Raw genomic sequence first — 16,683 nt, 5'->3', positions numbered from 1 at the left:
CTTCTTTTTTAAAAGGAATAATTCGTTTCCTTTAAGCTACTTTTTTCTCTTGTTCCGTTTTTTTCACATTTGGTGTTCGATTTACTACGATAATACCAGCTGCTACACATGCTAATCCAAATAAAACGAATGAATGGATTGCTTCTCCTAAAATCAGGCTAGATAACATGACACCAAATACCGGTATAAAGAACATATACATCGATACTTTTCCAACCTTGTTATATTTCATAACTGTATTCCAAATACAGAAACCTGCCGCTGATAAGAAGGATAAGTACAGTAACATAAATAGTGCTTTCGTATTAAATACAAAAGGCATAAATCTAACTTGAAAAATACCAATACATAATAATCCGATAGATCCAAAAATCATCTGGTACGCTGTCATATACCCAACATCTAATGTTTTACTTCCTTCTTTCGCTAATATATTTCCATATGAATACATCATCGCGGCCACCAAAAGTAATAATTCACCAATTCCAAAATGAAACGCCATACTCCCATCACTTGGAACATTCACAAGAATCACACCACAGAAACCGATAGATACACCGATCACTTTGCGAATATTTAATGAATCGTCTTTATACAAAAAATGTGCGAGTATGATTTGGAAAAAAGATGATGTCCCAGAAATAATAGCACCTTCAATTCCTGAACTGTAACTCATACCAATATAAAAACACACATATTGTAGGAATGTTTGAAACAAACCAATTTGCACTAATTGCTTTCCTGTTTCTTTTTTGAAGTGCATATCTTTTCCTATTGCTTTAAAAAAGAATAAGAGCATTACACCTGATAAGAAGAAGCGATAGCCAGCAAATAAGATTTGCTCGCCAACTTCATGTGGCTGAATTCCAAGTTCAACATAACTTAATTTAATAAAAGGAAATGCGCTTCCCCATAGAAATGTCGCTGCTAGTGCTGCAACAAATACACCAATCGGATGAGTAAAAAATTTCTCTGTTTTCACTTGCTGTCTTCCTTTCCGACCTTTTTATGAACAAGATTCATATATACCAAAGGAAGAGCAAAAAAACAAGTTTTTCAATTTTTCATATACGTAAAAACATATCCTCAAGTAGCAACATATGATATGATATAATATGTAATAATTACAAGATAATAACTGATAAAATTTTTCAATAGAAATGCTGCTATCCTTACGGATGGCAGCTTTCGTCGTTTTATAGGGGTTTCGATTTTGATTCTTTTTCTCAATAAGAAATTGGAAGGAGCGAGTAATAATGAACTCAGAAGTAAAAACATTACCATCAAAAAATAATATGTCTAGCCCATCTTGGAGTCAGTCATTTCAAAAACATTATGAACTAATCTTTGCAATCCTATCGGGGATTTTCATTTTATCCGGCTGGTTACTCACAAAAAACGAAGCAACAACTGCTGGAGTAGTTTTTTATATCCTCGCCTATATAATTGGTGGATATGCAAAAGCCAAAGAAGGCATCCAAGATACGATCGAAGAAAAGGAATTGAATGTGGAAATGTTAATGCTCTTCGCTGCCATCGGTGCCGCTATTATCGGCTACTGGGCAGAGGGTGCAATCTTAATATTTATCTTTGCACTAAGCGGCGCAATGGAATCTTATACGTTAAGTAAAAGCCAAAAGGAAATTTCAGCATTGCTGGATTTACAGCCTGAAGAAGCTTTACGCATTTCACATGGAACAGAAGAACGCATTCCGGTAGGTCAGTTAGAAATTGATGACATCATTTTAATTAAACCAGGTGAACGCGTACCTGCGGATGGTACAATTCATAGCGGTGAAACGAATATCGATGAAGCAGCTATCACTGGGGAACCTATCCCAAATGAGAAAAGATTGGGTAATGAAGTATTCGCTGGAACCGTAAACTTACGTGGAGCCATTGAAGTTAAAATTACAAAACGCAGTGATCAAACACTGTTCCAAAAAATCATTCGTCTCGTTCAAAATGCGCAAAGTGAAAAGTCACCATCACAACTTTTTATTGAAAGATTTGAAGGAACATATGTAAAAGGTGTACTTATTATTGTTGCTCTAATGTTGTTTGTTCCTCACTTTATACTAGACTGGAGCTGGAACGAAACATTTTATCGCGCTATGATTTTACTCGTTGTTGCTTCTCCTTGTGCACTCGTTGCTTCGATTACACCAGCAATATTATCTGCCATCTCTAACGGTGCGCGAAGCGGTATTTTATTTAAAGGTGGTATCCATCTAGAACGTCTTGCCTCAGTGAAAGCAATTGCCTTTGATAAAACAGGAACATTAACACAAGGAAAGCCGACTGTAACAGATGTTTACGTACGTGATGAAATATCAGAAAAACAGGTGTTGTATATTACAGCCTCTATCGAAAGTCACTCCACACACCCGCTTGCAGAAGCTATCGTCAAGTACGCAAAACATGCATACGACATTACATTAACGAAACCAGAAAGTGTAGAAGATGTCACTGGATTCGGCTTAAAAGGAATTTTAGAAAATACATCTTATAAAATTGGAAAGGCCGATTTTATTGGTGAAGAAGCGAAAGTATTTCATAATGGTATCGCTAATACACTTGAACAAGAAGGAAAAACTGTTGTCTATATCAGTGATGAAGAAGGAATTCTTGGGATTATCGCTTTAAAAGATACGTTACGCCAAGAAACAATTGCTGCCATTCGCGATTTACAAAGCATTGGTGTCGAAGCCATCATGATTACTGGTGATAATGAACAGACAGCTAAAGCAATTGCAAATGAAAGCAACATCAAAGAATACTACGCATCATGCTTGCCGGAAACAAAAGTAGAAACAGTGAAACAACTAAAAGAAAAATACGGAACAGTAGCAATGGTGGGCGACGGTATTAACGATGCTCCTGCACTCGCTACAGCAAGTATTGGCGTTGCTATGGGTGAGGGGACAGACGTTGCCTTAGAAACAGCAGATGTTGTTTTAATGAAAAATGAACTCTCTCGTCTTGCACAGGCCATTCGTTTATCAAAACGAATGAATCGTATTGTGAAACAAAACATTATCTTTTCTTTAACAGTAATTGCAATGCTTATTTGTTCTAACTTTTTACAATTTTTAGCACTTCCATTTGGTGTTATCGGCCATGAGGGAAGTACAATCCTTGTTATACTAAATGGATTACGATTATTAAAAGGAAATAACTAACGGGTTCCCAAAGGGAACCCGTTTTTTAATATCTAGTTTCAGCAGCTTGCACTTTTAATGGTAGCCATTATGCCCATTCGCACTGCTGCTCGTTTTATGTTTTGGATGCGAACTACTATTTTTTTTACCTTGGTTTTTATTATTGTGATTTTTTTTATTGTTGCTCATATCAAATCCCCCCTGTTCCTTTTTATTATGGAACAGAACGCTATTTTCCATCACGGGAATTATTGTCACTTGCTCGATAAGAATACAAGAGACCGTTAATTTCACCACCAAGTAAAATAACCCAGGCCGTTAAATAGAACCATAACATTAAAATGATAATACCACCGAGACCACCATATGTATTTGCATAATTTGCAAATTTGTCTACGTAATAAGCAAATGAGTACGATACCACAATCCATCCAATTGTTGCAAATAATGCTCCTGATACAACCTCTTTTCTCTTTAACTTTCGGTCAGGCGCAAATGTATATAAGAAACTAAATAAGGCAAATAACACTAAAAAGCTGGCTACTAATCGTGTAATACTCCATACAAAAGAAAAGCTTTCTGACAAACCGAGCGCTTTAAAAACAGCTGCTCCAATTACCTGTCCAAAAACAGGGACAATTAACGCAAAGACAATCATAAAAATTATTGCTAGTGTAAGTACAATAGATAACGCTCTCGTTGTAATGTAAGAGCGTGTTTCTTTTACGTCATAAGCACGATTAAAAGCATTCATCACTGCATTTACACCATTTGATGCAAACCATAGCATAGATAATAAACCAAATGATAACAGACCACCATTTTGTTTGTTTACAACGCTATCAACGTTCACTTCAATTAAATTCATTGCATCTTCTGGCACATAATTCTCTAATAAACTGAGCACATCCTCTGTATGAATGGGAATAAATCCAAGAAGCGTAATTAAAAAAACAAGCCCAGGAAAAATAGCAAGCAAGAAGAAATAAGCGAGCTGTGCTGCTAAGCCCGCTACATCATCTCGCATCGTTCGGTCGTATAAATCCTTCCCAAACGAAAAGACACGATTTCCCCTTGCTTTCTCTAGAAATTTTTTCATATGTCTCTAAACACTTTGCTTCTCTTCTTTATCTTGCTTCAACTCAATATATGCTTCTGTTTTTTTTTCCTCAGCAATCACTGGTTCTTCTCCCGTTACCTCTTCTAATGTTGGAGAAATTGTTTGAATTTCAATTGTTTCTGTTTTTCCTTCTGGCTCAGCTTTTTTCTTACTAAAAATTTCTTTCGTTTCTTTTAGTGTTTCAACAACAGCTGGTGTTAATTTTTTAATTTCCGCTACCTTCGCCTTTACTACATTAAAATCTGCAAGTTCGCGCCCTTTATCTGTAACAGTTTGCACCTTTTCTTTTATCTTTGCATTCTCGCCAATTTCAATCATTTTTGATTTTGCTTTTTCTGCTGTATTTTTTACTTTCTCGCGATTTTCTTTCTTAAGCATGGAAACAGCTACACCTGCTGCTACCCCAATTGCAATATTTCGAGCTATCTTATTCTTCTTTGCCATATTCCTTCACCCTTCCGTTTCTTATGTTAGAAAGTATTTCTTTCTAAGCTTTCTCAGATTCCTTGCTCATTTCGAATGAATGCTAACAATTTTGTACACCCTTCTGTTACAAGGTCATATACTTCTTGAAAGTTCCCTGTAAAATAAGGGTCAGGAACATCTGTCCAGCCACCTTCTGGAACAAAATCGGACAGTCTACCAATATAGCCTCCAGCTTTACCTAAACTTTCTAAATCCGCTATATTCTTGTTGTCCATGGCAATAATATAATCAAACTTTGTTAAATCTTCTTTTTCTACTTGACGTGCTTTAATTCCTTCAAAAGAAACTTCATTTTCTTTTAAAATTTTTTGTGTTCCTTCATGAGGTCGATGACCAATATGCCAATCGCCTGTCCCAGCGGAATCAATTTGAATTTTATCTTCTAATCCCTCTTGCACGACAAGATCACGAAAAATTGCTTCTGCCATCGGAGAACGACAAATGTTCCCAAGACAAACAAACAATACTTGAATCATATTTGTTTCTTCCTTTCTTGCGCATTTCTTATATATACGTATAGTATAAACAACCAATTATTAATTATAAAGGAAATCCCTACTAATTTAATTGGATTGAAAAGTTACATTAACGAAAATGATAAAAAATGTTAAGATATCCTTATGTTATTTCAAAGGGGGACACTTCGGTGGATTTATCCGTAAAATCGCAAGAAAATGTTGAATATATGGTAGAAGCCATTAAGGAAAAGTTACGCATGGTAAATGCAGGAGCAATGCGCGCTGAAAGCTTTAATGCAGAAATGTACGAAGATCTACGTGACATTTATGATCATGTAATGAAGCGTGAAACATTTAGCATTAGTGAAATGCAAGCTATTACAGAAGAATTAGGTACATTAATCAAAAAATAAAGAGGAGTCCCTTATACAAAGGGACTTTTTTATTTCCAACAAATTCATGACATCCTTTCGCTTTCCAACATTTATTTTCCAAATACTGTACAATAAAAATAGAACCTCACCATAGACTCCACATCTAATACTCGCCACATTACCATTGCCAGCTGTGTTTACCGGAGGTGTTTATCTATGAGCAATTGGTACAGTAAAACGAAAGATCACACAATACTTGAACTTGAAACAAATGAACAGCATGGTTTAACAGAAGATATGGTACAAATTCGGTTAAAAAAATATGGCCGAAATGAACTTACCACCAAACAAAGACGGACTTTATGGCAACGTATTTTCGCCCAAATTAATGATGTTCTCGTCTATGTTCTTTTAATTGCCGCTCTTATCTCTGCCTTTGTAGGTGAATGGGCCGATGCTAGCATTATTGCTCTTGTTGTTGTTTTAAACGCTGTAATTGGCGTCATTCAAGAATCGAAAGCAGAACAAGCTTTAGAAGCATTAAAAAAGATGGCAACACCAAAGGCAATTGTTAAGCGTGATGGTGAACAAAAAGAAATTCCATCAGAAGATGTTGTTCCAGGGGATATTGTTATGCTTGATGCAGGGCGCTATATTCCTTGTGACTTACGACTTATTGAAACTGCAAATTTAAAAATTGAAGAATCAGCGTTAACAGGTGAGTCCGTTCCTGTTGATAAAGATTCACTTTATCATCCTTCTCTTCAAAATGGAGAGCAGGTACCACTAGGTGATCAAAAAAATATGGCATTTATGTCAACACTCGTTACTTATGGCCGAGGCGTTGGTGTTGCTGTTGAAACAGGAATGAACTCACAGATTGGAAAAATTGCAACTCTCTTACATGAAGCCGATGATGATGCAACACCACTTCAAAAAAGCTTAGCACAAGTCGGAAAATATTTAGGTTTTGTAGCAGTTGCAATTTGTATCATTATGTTCCTCATTGGATATTTCCAAGGTCGAGATACGTTAGAAATGTTTATGACTGCTATTAGCTTAGCTGTAGCTGCGATTCCAGAAGGATTACCAGCAATAGTTTCCATCGTTCTCGCAATTGGTGTACAGCGTATGATTAAACAAAACGTTATCATTCGCAAACTTCCAGCCGTAGAAGCACTGGGTTCTGTTACGATTATTTGTTCAGATAAAACTGGTACATTAACACAAAATAAAATGACAGTGACTCATTTCTATAGTGACCGTACATATGACAAATTAGAAAAGTTAGACGTAAACAATGATGCTCAACGCTTATTATTAGAAAATATGATGTTATGTAACGACGCATCTTACACAGCTGACTCACAGACTGGTGATCCAACAGAAATTGCCCTTCTTGTTGCCGGTAGCAACTTTGACTTTCAAAAAGCTGCTGTAGAAGCTCAACATAGACGTGTGAACGAATTATCATTTGACTCCGAACGCAAAATGATGTCAACACTACATGAATATGGTGAAAACTATTACAGTATGACAAAAGGAGCAATTGATAAACTCTTACCTCGCTGTACCCATATCTTTATAAATGGTAGAGCAGAAATCTTAACCGAGGCAGAAAAAGAACAAATATTAGAAGCTGCCCAAATGATGTCTCAAAAAGCTTTGCGTGTACTATCTTTCGCTTTCAAACAGTATGATACACAAAACGTTAACACCGATCACATGGAAGAAAATCTTATATTTATAGGGCTTGTTGGTATGATAGATCCACCTCGAACAGAAGTAAAAACATCTATTGCAGAATGTAAGAGCGCGGGGATTCGTACTATTATGATTACAGGTGATCATAAAGATACCGCTTTTGCCATTGCAAAAGAACTTGGTATTGCTGAAAAAGAATCCGAAGTTATGATTGGAACAGAATTAGATCGTATTTCAGACGAAAAACTAGCAAATGAAATGGATCATTTAAATGTTTTTGCGCGTGTTTCTCCTGAACATAAAGTGAAAATTGTAGGAGCATTACGTGCCAAAGGAAATATTGTTTCGATGACTGGGGATGGTGTCAATGATGCTCCATCTTTGAAACAAGCAGATATTGGAGTTGCAATGGGGATTACCGGAACAGATGTGGCTAAAGGAGCCGCTGACATGGTTTTAACAGACGATAACTTCTCATCTATTGTAAAAGCGGTTGAAGAAGGCAGAAACATTTATCGCAACATAAAAAAATCAATTCTGTTCTTACTTTCTTGCAACTTTGGAGAAATTATTGCACTATTCTTAGCTATTTTACTCGGCTGGGCTACACCACTTCGTCCTATTCATATTTTATGGGTAAATTTGATCACAGATACACTCCCAGCTCTATCGCTAGGTGTTGATCCAGAAGACCCAGATGTGATGAAAGACAAGCCACGTGGTGCAAAAGAAAGCTTGTTTAAAGGTAGTGTTTCTTTTCTTATTCTAAACGGGATTGTAATAGGACTCATCACTTTAATCGCCTTTATCTTTGGAGCAAAGCTCTATACAGGAGATACAAATATCTTCCCACTGTTCCCGTCGCAAATTGATGATGATGCTTTATTACACGCTCAAACGATGGCGTTTGTTGTACTCAGTTTTTCACAGCTCGTTCATTCATTCAACTTACGATCAAATACGAAATCAATCTTTTCAATTGGAATATTCACAAATAAATACTTAGTTTTCTCCCTACTTATCGGTGTACTTATGCAAATATGTATTATCTCAATACCGCCAATTGCCAACATATTTGGGGTACATGCCTTAACATTAAAAGATTGGGGATTTGTTATAGTACTAAGTATTATTCCACTTGTTGTAAATGAGATTATAAAAGTGTTTAAAAGAAATTAAAAGGCAATGAGGAATCTCCTCATTGCCTTTTAGTTACCCTTGTAATTCTTTTTTAATATTCTCTGTTAGTTCTGCCATACGTTTACGACTTTCTTCACGTTCACGTTTGTTTTGCTCTTCAATTTGCTGCGTTTCTTGCATACCTCTTGAAATAATATTCCATGTTTCTTCAAGTGTTTCCATTTTAATACTAGAAGAGCCAGAAAGTCTTGCTACCTCTACACTTTGCGTTGCGATATTTTGTGCGTTTTTCTTAAGTAACTCATTTGTACGACGATCAAGCTCAGCCATAGAATCAGCAACGAGCTTTTGACGTTTTGCATTCACAGCTTGAATAATTCCATTTTTAAAGATAGGAATCGTTGTAATAAACGCTGTATTAATTTTACCGATTAATTTGTTATTACCACGCTGTATCATACGAATTTGTGGTGCTGTTAATAATGCAACCATACGAGCCTTTTCTAGGTCATCAATGCGTTGCTCTAAAATTTCAACAGAGTTTCTCAAAGATTCTAATTCAATACCTGCCAATTGATCATTATTACGAACACGTTCCTCATACATTGGAACTAATTCTGTATTTAGACGTTCTAGTAACATTTCTCCCGCTACTACATATTTCTCTAAGTCTAAATAATATTTTAAGTTTTGTTCATATAAGCCATCTAACGTACCAATTGATTTTTTCATTTCATCTTGGTATTTCGTAATTTCCACGTACACTTTGTCCATTTCACGGCCCATCGTTTGATACTTACTAAAGATTTGTTCAATCATTTTATCTGCTTTTTTAAACATACGAGAGAAAAATCCGCTTTTCTCTTCCGCGAAATCTTTACTATCAAATCTGTCCATAATTTTACCAAGTTGCTTTAATAATTCACCAGAATCCTCTATCTTGGATAAGGACATCGTATGTAAAATCTGATCTGCAAAACGTGAAATCTCCATAGAAGGCTCTTTACCAAGTTCGATTAATTCTAACTGGTCTTTAATATCAACAGCATTATAAATACGCTGAACTTCGGCATCTTGTCTTAGCTGCAAACGAACATCTTGCGCAGTTTGCTCATTCAATTCTGTTTTCGAATCTAGTACAACTGGATTATTCATATGTGTTTCTCCCTTTCCTTATAAAAATGGACGAAATAGTCCTTTAATTGTTTGTGATAAATTTTTATAGGCTGACGGCCCCTGAAATTCAAGATCAAAATTCACTTCCTCGAGCCAATGTGAATCAAATGCTGCCCCTTCAATATATGGTTCAATATCATTTCTTCCTGTTGGATTAAAGTGTAGTACATCAATTCCAATTTGATTTAAAAATAATAATAAAACAGCATCAGAACGATTTAATTCCCCACTCTTTTCATTATTAAATATAACAATTTTTGGCACTTCTTGCGAATAATCAAATTTCTCAAGTAACTCTAAAATATGTGGTGGAATTTGGGAAAGTTGTGCAAAAACATACAAAGCTACCTCTTGTTTTGTTTCTTTCCCAACTGGTTTACAAAGTTCACTTTCGCATGTGTGAATAATCGCTTCTGCAATTCCATGTTGCAAGCCTTCTGGCAAGCGTTTATGCGGCCACCAATGACTATTCATAATTAAATCTGGATGAAGGTTCCCCCCGCGGTCTAATGCATCACGATAATGAAATTGAAAATTTGCTTTTTGTTCTTTTGTAAATGGGAATGTATTAATTAATAAACTATTATCAAATGATGTCACAGCCTTCAGTCGCTGAAAATATTCTTTATCGTTTTTGGAAACACCTGACACTTTCGCAAATAAAGATGGAATATAAATATGTTTATTTTCTACAAAGAACGTAGGACGAACAAATGCCTTTTCTTTCGTAATTAAAAAGAGTTCATCGTATGTTGTTTTCAGCGTGCGTGCTACGGGTGTGTACGTACGGAATTGCCACGGTTTATATAATAAGGAATTGTCATGATGAAGTACTTGTTCAATTTCTTTAGACGCTTGATAAGCTACTGTTGCAACTCGCTCCCGGCGTCTATCTGGAAATGGTTCTAATGAAATACGACCTGGATGTGAAATAACAAAGGTCTTCTCTTCATTATCAATGCTTTCAAAGCCATCTTTTCCTTCCGGATGATAATATAACACATCACACCCGAGCATAATAAGGAAATATAAGAAATATATACGACTCTCCTTCGCATCCCCATACCAAATGATGCGAGGCATTTGTTTCTTATAATTAATTGTCGAAAACCATTGTGCTACATAATTTTCGCTTAATTTAATTATATCAATTAAGAAACGACGAAAACCTTCTGTTTTTAAAGATTGATTATGTTGTTTCTCATACAAGGTTAATATAGCAATAAATGTTGTATGTATATAGTGTTGTAAATCAGGATTATCAACTTTAGGCAACAACTGTTTTCCTGATAAATGCGCAACAAGACGATTTACTGTAAGACCATTCGTAGCTTCCTGATGCAGTGTGAATACTTCTTGAATATGACGGAGCTTCTCAGAATCGATCACTTTATTTAAATTTTGTTCGTGTAGTACAGTAATTCCTTTTGCTTCACTATAATCAAATAATTCATTAAAATATTCATCTACATCGTTTGGGACACCAAGAATACGACAAGCTATATAGCTAAATTTCATCTCATTCTCTGTTAATTCATACTGCGGGCGCTTTTCTAAAATCGTTTCAAATTGTTTTAAATCCGCTTCGTCTTTTAATGCATGTGGATGAAGTGTAAAACGCGAAAACACGACAGTTCACCTCCAAAAAACATTTACTTTTTAAGAATTAATATCTTATCTCTTTATTATAAACTATTTTAGGTTATAAAAAATGGGCGCTCGTATAATGAGCAAACCCATTTCAATTATTTATCTTCTTTCTTAGTAGCTGCAATCTCTTCTCTGGCTTGTCCTTGTCGCATATAATGCAAAATAAATGTTACGCCAAATGCGATAACTAAAATCATAAAGAATAACCAGTGTGGCACTTCAATGTGAATAACAGATAACAACATCTTCGCTGCAATAATTAAAATTAAAATATATGCCGTTGATTCAAGCTCTGGAATACGTTCTAGTAATCTTAAGAATACACCTGCAATACCACGCATCATTAAAATACCAAGCATTCCACCTAATAGTAGAATCCAAACTTCATTGGAAACACCAAATGCTGCAAGAACGCTATCTACTGAAAATGCAATATCCATTAGCTCAACCATTACAACTGTTCCCCAGAATACGCCAAACATTCTAAAGAGAATACCGTTTTGGTTCAAGCCATGCTCTTCTTCTTCTTCATCATTTTCTTTTCGTTTATCAATGAAGTATTTAACAGAAAGCCATGCAAGGTACAATGCTCCTAATACTTTTACCCACCATAATTTAATTAAGAACATACCGATTCCAATCGCAATAAAACGGAATACATATGCACCGATTAACCCATAAAACAATGCCTTTTTACGCTTTTCTTCTGGTAAATGTTTTACCATTACGGCTAACACAAGAGCGTTATCGGCAGATAATAATCCTTCAAGTACAACAAGTGTACCAATTAATCCCCAAGATACAGGATCTTGTAATACTTTAATCCACATGTCCAAGTCAAAAAATTGGGCATACGTATCAAGGATTCCCTGTAAAATACTCATCTTACTGTTTTCCCCTATTCTTTGCTAGATTTATAGAAAGGTCAAAAAAAGGAAACGAAGTTCGTTTCCTTCTTATGCATCCAAGCCATACGCTCTTACAAGCGCACCTAATCCACCTTGGAATCCACTTCCTACTGCATTAAACTTCCACTGTCCATTATGACGGTATAACTCACAAAAGACAACTGCTGTTTCAATTGAGAAATCTTCCCCTAAATCAAAACGAAGAACTTCTTCATTCGTCTCTTCATTTGCTAAACGAACAAATGCATTTGCAACTTGTCCAAAGTTTTGATTACGCCCTTCTGCATCATAAATCGTAACTGTAATTGCAATTTTGTGCACATCTGCTGGAACTTTAGTTAAATCCACAACAAGTTGCTCATCGTCGCCGTCGCCTTCACCCGTGCGGTTATCACCTGTATGTAAAACCGATTCACATGGAGATTGTAAGTTGTTATAGAAAATGAAATTTGTTTCTTTCGTACATTTTCCATTTGCATCTAATAAAAAGGCAGATGCATCTAAATCATAATCGGATCCACCATCATATGATTTAATATCCCAGCCAAGACCGATAACTGCTTTTGTAAGACCTGGACTTGTCTTACCTAGATCAATTTTCTGTCCTTTTTGTAATTGAATAACCATATATATTCACCTCTTATGCTATGATTCTAAAAATACATACATGAGTGAAGCACATGTCCACTCATGTATATCTGTCTTATTACTCTACATCTAAACCAAAGTTATTACATAAAGCACCTAATCCACCTTGGAATCCACTTCCAATTGCATTAAACTTCCATTCACCAGCATGACGATATAATTCACCGACAACTACTGCTGTTTCAATTGAGAAGTCCTCACCAAGATCATAACGAATTAGCTCTGCGCCATTTTCTTCATCTATAATACGTACGAAAGAATTAGATACTTGTCCAAAGTTTTGGCTGCGACTTTCTCCATCATAAATTGTAATTGTGAAACAAATACGCTCAATATGTGCTGGAACATTCTTTAAGTCCACCTTAATTGTTTCATCATCGCCTTCACCTTCACCAGTACGATTATCTCCTAAATGCTCTACAGAACCGTTTGCACCCTTTGGATTATTATAGAAAACAAAATCTTCTGGACCTGATACTTTACCGTTTGCACCTACTAAGAAAATACTTACATCTAAATCAAAATCATTTTGCCCATCATAACGATTTGTATCCCAACCAAGGCCTACAAGAGCTTTAGAAAGACCTGGATTTGTTTTTGTTAAATCTACCTTCTGTCCTTTTTTTAACGAGATCGATGCCATATATTATTCCTCCTTAAATTGTATTACTGATAACGCGATACAATTTCACTTAAATTTTTATCTTGTGTACCTTCTCCAACTGCAGAAAACTTCCACTCACTGTCTTGACAATACATTTCACCTGCAACTAACGTTGTTTTCCCGCCGTAATTTTCCGATAAATTATAACGTGCTAATTCTTCACGTGTTTGTGGATTTTGAATACGAATATATGCATTTTGAATCATTCCAAAGTCTTGACGACGATTCACACAATCATAAATATTTACAACAAATACTAAACGATTAATACGGCTCGGAACTTTATGTAATTCTACGAAAATCGTTTCGTCATCACCAGCACCTTCACCAGTTAAATTATCACCTGAATGAATAACGCTTCCACAAGCAGATAGCTTATTCCCAAAGTAAACAAGATCACTTTTATTTAAAAAACGATCCTTTTCTAACATAATAACAGATGCATCACAATCGACGCTTGGTTTGCTTCCAAATAACGAAGATAGAAATCCACCCGATTGTCCAATTGGATCCCATCCTAAGCCGACCTGTAATTTTGCTACTCTTGGTTGTCCCTTCGTTAAATCAATCTTCTGTCCTTTTTCTAAAATAATAGGCATGAAGTTTCTTCCTTTCTACAAGGTATTTTCCAAATGGGAAAATATTGTATTCTTCTCTTATATTGTAGCACTATTTGTCAATTGAAAAAAAGAATAAATTTTCAATTATACGAAAACATTTACGTCACTTATTCATGACGATGTAATAAGTGGTAAATTGCTCCAATCATTCCGGCATGATTGCGATTTTGTGCCAGACTAATTTCACATGTATTATAAAATTCTGGCTGCAAATACTTTCTTACCTCTTCTTTCACTTCCTCTAAAAACTTAGTACCTCTCGCTGTGATACCGCCACCAATAATAATTGTTTGCGGGTTAAAAATATAGGCAAGATTGCTAATTCCAATTGCCAAATGTTTCAAGAACACTTGAACTGCTTGTATAACCTCTGTATCCTTTTTATCGTATAACTCAAAAATTGTTTTTCCATTCCAATTGCCCTCACCTTTATATTGCTTCACAAGATGAACTAACCCTGAAATAGATGCGATTTCTTCAAAGCGTTTCCCTTCAACTAACATGTTTCCCCATTCACCAGCACTAAACGAATGTCCTCGATATAATTCCTCTTTGATAACAATAGCCCCACCAAGTCCCGTTCCAAGAGTAAGCATAATACAATTTTCCTTTTGTCTTCCCACTCCTTGCCACGTCTCTCCTAATGCTGCACAATTCACATCATTCTCAATTGAGGCGGGGACCGTTAACGTAGTTTGCAATCTATCAATAATAGGAATTCCGGCATAGCGTGGAATATGATCCACGCCGCCAGTTATCATTCCTTTATGAATATCAACTATTCCTGCTGTACTAATACCAATTCCAGAAATGGCATGTTGATTCATTAGCTCTTGAGACAAGCAAATTAGCTTTTGAACAATTTGTTCACCGCCTAAATGCGACTCTGTAGAAACCGTTTGGTGCTCTAGTAATGTTCCTATTTCTGAAACAATTCCATACTTAATTTCTGTGCCACCAATATCAAATGCAATATATTGTTTCATTCTGTCACTTCCTCTAACATTATGACTTTTATTCCCTTGCATTGAAATGATGAAATCTTAAGGTCTATGTTTAATAAGAGTTTATAAGATTTACTGATTCTGCTTTTACATAAACACTGCTATAGGCTTTATTATCTGAAACAATTTCATAGTAAGTTCCTTGTGCAGTATGAACCGTATTTTTAATAGCTACCATAATATTGCGAGATGTCGATCCAGTTTGTCCGCTTCCTAAGTTTTTGAACACTTCAGAACCTGCTTTCAATGTTCCAAGACGATATTTATTTAAATCTTTGCTACCATTCATTGAATCTATTCTATACATAAGCGATGCAATTTGTTGTCCCCAGTTCTCATCACTCGCATACATGACATTCATACCTTGTGCCTTATCTCCTAAGTTTCCACCGTTATACGTGTTTCCACTTGGCGTCAAGTAATGCTTGTCAATATATGCTGCACAAAAATCAATGCCTTCTTCCCATGTTTTAAATGCCGTTGCTCCGTTATACGGATCCGAATCTACTGCTCTAAATCCAAATAAATTTTTCTTTTCTTGTGCAATGCGACTCGTACCCCAACCAGATTCTAAAATTGCATGTGATACCAAGTATCCTGCATTCATCTTATATTTCTCTGCCGCACTTACAAAATACTTGCCTAATCCAATCAGAGGACTATTAGCATTAGATTCGCGTAAGAAATTATCAATTTCTTCACCTGTATACGTAGAAGTTACACGTAACGGTACATATTCAAAGTATTGATAGCTATCTTGTCCACCGATTTTTGTTTTATCGAATGCCTCATAGCGTTCGCCTTCTTTTAAATGCTTTGGCGCATTTCCAATTTGATACGTTGCATATTTACCAGTAGAAGAATTATACACATAATGATACAATTTTCCATTTTTTGCTGAATAATACGAAGTTGCTGCCCCTGTCATTTTCGGATGTAATGTTACATCATCTATATTCACATATCCTGTCAATCCATCAATTTTCACATGAATACGATTACCTACTGCTTTTACAAACTCTAAGTCTGCTCCACCTTTTACATATGTAACTTTCTTCCCTGTTGCAATATCATAAATATTAATGACACCATTTGCTCGAACAAACCCTTGCTTCATATTCACAATTTTGCCACCGCTTGTAATGTAAGCATCTTCTTTCATATTTTTCATAATTTGCTCAGCTTCTACTTCATTTGGCTTTTGGATCTTTTGAGATGAAGTAACAATTTCATACGAAGAAGAACCTTGTGTCATTTTTAAGAATTGTAATGAAACATAACCTTCTCCTCCACTAAAACGAACTTTTGCCCAGCCATTCTCTTTAGCAACAATAGTAACGGTCTCGCCATTTTTCAAATGACCAATGATTGTGGTTCCTGTAGATGGACCTTTACGAACATTTAATAAAGAAGCATTTACAACTGCTCGTTCCTCTATAACTTGTCCAGGATCAGTTGGGTTTGTAGGATTCATTCCAATTTGAACAAACTCTAGTGATATGTACCCTTCTCTTCCTTTGTAATTAATCTTTGCCCATCCATTTGCTTTTCCTAGGATTGTTACTTTCTC

At 35.7% G+C, this 16,683-nt stretch carries 15 protein-coding genes; 3 read left to right on the top strand and 12 right to left on the bottom strand.

Annotation, left to right across the window (positions count from 1 at the left end; all coding sequences use genetic code 11):
- Positions 1 to 31: 31 nt before the first annotated feature.
- A complete protein-coding gene (locus M014_RS0115050; protein ID WP_026592480.1) occupies positions 32 to 982 on the bottom strand; it encodes a DMT family transporter in 951 nt (316 codons plus the stop codon).
- Between the two features lie 274 nt (positions 983 to 1,256).
- Between M014_RS0115050 and M014_RS0115045 the strand changes: the two genes are divergently transcribed.
- Positions 1,257 to 3,182, top strand: a complete 1,926-nt coding sequence (locus tag M014_RS0115045) for a heavy metal translocating P-type ATPase (protein WP_026592479.1) — start codon at positions 1,257 to 1,259, stop codon at positions 3,180 to 3,182.
- Between the two features lie 208 nt (positions 3,183 to 3,390).
- Here M014_RS0115045 and M014_RS0115035 read toward each other — a convergent pair whose 3' ends face one another.
- Genes M014_RS0115035 through M014_RS0115025 form a run of 3 tightly spaced genes read right to left on the bottom strand, consistent with a single transcriptional unit; the run spans position 3,391 to position 5,243 of the window.
- The gene (locus tag M014_RS0115035; RefSeq protein ID WP_026592478.1) at positions 3,391 to 4,260 is read right to left on the bottom strand and encodes a YihY/virulence factor BrkB family protein; all 870 of its coding nucleotides are present in this window, start codon (positions 4,258 to 4,260) and stop codon (positions 3,391 to 3,393) included.
- A gap of 6 nt (positions 4,261 to 4,266) precedes the next feature.
- A complete protein-coding gene (locus M014_RS0115030) occupies positions 4,267 to 4,725 on the bottom strand; it encodes a DUF4075 domain-containing protein (protein ID WP_026592477.1) in 459 nt (152 codons plus the stop codon).
- A gap of 53 nt (positions 4,726 to 4,778) precedes the next feature.
- On the bottom strand, positions 4,779 to 5,243 hold the full coding sequence (locus M014_RS0115025) for a low molecular weight protein-tyrosine-phosphatase (RefSeq protein ID WP_026592476.1): 465 nt from the start codon (positions 5,241 to 5,243) through the stop codon (positions 4,779 to 4,781).
- 170 nt (positions 5,244 to 5,413) lie between these two features.
- Here M014_RS0115025 and M014_RS0115020 point away from each other — a divergent pair, with 170 nt between their 5' ends.
- Both M014_RS0115020 and M014_RS0115015 read left to right on the top strand, forming a co-directional pair.
- On the top strand, positions 5,414 to 5,638 hold the full coding sequence (locus M014_RS0115020; protein ID WP_026592475.1) for a DUF1128 domain-containing protein: 225 nt from the start codon (positions 5,414 to 5,416) through the stop codon (positions 5,636 to 5,638).
- A 177-nt stretch (positions 5,639 to 5,815) separates the two neighbouring features.
- Entirely contained in the window at positions 5,816 to 8,482 is a 2,667-nt protein-coding gene (locus tag M014_RS0115015; protein ID WP_026592474.1) for a cation-translocating P-type ATPase, read from the top strand.
- 33 nt (positions 8,483 to 8,515) lie between these two features.
- On the opposite strand, the gene M014_RS0115010 is transcribed toward M014_RS0115015, so the two are convergent.
- The 8 genes from M014_RS0115010 to M014_RS0114975 form a co-directional block, all read right to left on the bottom strand.
- The gene (locus M014_RS0115010; RefSeq protein WP_026592473.1) at positions 8,516 to 9,598 is read right to left on the bottom strand and encodes a toxic anion resistance protein; all 1,083 of its coding nucleotides are present in this window, start codon (positions 9,596 to 9,598) and stop codon (positions 8,516 to 8,518) included.
- Between the two features lie 18 nt (positions 9,599 to 9,616).
- Positions 9,617 to 11,248: a YceG family protein gene (locus M014_RS0115005; protein WP_026592472.1), complete on the bottom strand. Its 1,632-nt coding sequence runs from the start codon at positions 11,246 to 11,248 to the stop codon at positions 9,617 to 9,619.
- 116 nt (positions 11,249 to 11,364) lie between these two features.
- The gene (locus M014_RS0115000) at positions 11,365 to 12,153 is read right to left on the bottom strand and encodes a TerC family protein (protein ID WP_026592471.1); all 789 of its coding nucleotides are present in this window, start codon (positions 12,151 to 12,153) and stop codon (positions 11,365 to 11,367) included.
- A 72-nt stretch (positions 12,154 to 12,225) separates the two neighbouring features.
- Positions 12,226 to 12,804, bottom strand: coding sequence for a TerD family protein (locus M014_RS0114995; RefSeq protein ID WP_026592470.1), 579 nt, complete (start codon positions 12,802 to 12,804; stop codon positions 12,226 to 12,228).
- Positions 12,805 to 12,883: 79 nt separating this feature from the next.
- Positions 12,884 to 13,468, bottom strand: coding sequence for a TerD family protein (locus M014_RS0114990; RefSeq protein ID WP_026592469.1), 585 nt, complete (start codon positions 13,466 to 13,468; stop codon positions 12,884 to 12,886).
- 23 nt (positions 13,469 to 13,491) lie between these two features.
- The gene (locus M014_RS0114985) at positions 13,492 to 14,088 is read right to left on the bottom strand and encodes a TerD family protein (protein ID WP_026592468.1); all 597 of its coding nucleotides are present in this window, start codon (positions 14,086 to 14,088) and stop codon (positions 13,492 to 13,494) included.
- Between the two features lie 128 nt (positions 14,089 to 14,216).
- Positions 14,217 to 15,095 (bottom strand): ROK family protein, encoded by an 879-nt coding sequence (locus tag M014_RS0114980; protein WP_026592467.1) that lies wholly within the window; start codon positions 15,093 to 15,095, stop codon positions 14,217 to 14,219.
- Positions 15,096 to 15,165: 70 nt separating this feature from the next.
- A partial coding sequence (locus M014_RS0114975; protein ID WP_231503949.1) for an N-acetylglucosaminidase occupies positions 15,166 to 16,683 on the bottom strand: 1,518 nt, incomplete at its 5' end.

Origin of the sequence: Bacillus sp. UNC437CL72CviS29 (assembly GCF_000482345.1) — a bacterium.
Lineage (GTDB): Bacteria > Bacillota > Bacilli > Bacillales > Bacillaceae_G > Bacillus_A > Bacillus_A arachidis.
This window is presented reverse-complemented; position numbering and strand designations above follow the sequence as displayed.